This is a genomic window from Enterobacter sp. RIT637 (assembly GCF_019718755.1).
Classification (GTDB): domain Bacteria; phylum Pseudomonadota; class Gammaproteobacteria; order Enterobacterales; family Enterobacteriaceae; genus Enterobacter.
Genome location: NZ_JAIHAZ010000177.1, coordinates 1 through 527 on the forward strand (window position 1 = coordinate 1; position 527 = coordinate 527).

Consider the following 527-nt stretch of genomic DNA (forward strand, 5'->3'; position numbering starts at 1 on the left):
CCACGTCGTCATACACGGTGTCCAGCGTCGGCGCCTGCGGCGGCACGGTGGCCACGTTGATGACGTATTCCGCGGACGGACCGGAGACGTTGCCCACGCCGTCGGTCTCTTTCGCCGTCAGGGTGTATTTGCCGTCCGGCAGCGGGGTGGTCGGTTCGAGGGACCAGGTGCCGTCTGCCTGTACTTTGGCGGTGCCAATCACCTTGTCGCCGTTGTATACGGTGATGGTGTTGCCCGGCTCTGCGCCGGTACCCTTGATCAGCGGACGGTTATCGTCGGTTTCCCCGCCGGAAGCCACCACGCCTGACGCTTTCACGTCGTCATAGACTTCGGTGATCGCAAGCTTGCTGGCGTCCGGAGCGGTGTAGTCCAGGGTCAGGACGAAGTCGTCTGAATCCTGGCTGGTGTTGCCCGCCTTGTCCGTCGCCGTCACGTGGAAGCGGTGCTCGCCTTCCGGCAGCTTCGCGACCGGTGAGAAGCTCCAGGTGCCGTCGTCTTTCGCCGTCACTTCGCCCAGCAGGCCGTTC

1 protein-coding gene is annotated in these 527 nt (G+C 64.5%); it reads right to left on the bottom strand.

Annotated elements, in window-relative coordinates; genetic code table 11:
• A partial coding sequence (locus K5E19_RS23865) for an Ig-like domain-containing protein (RefSeq protein WP_221553389.1) occupies nt 1-527 on the bottom strand: 527 nt, incomplete at both ends.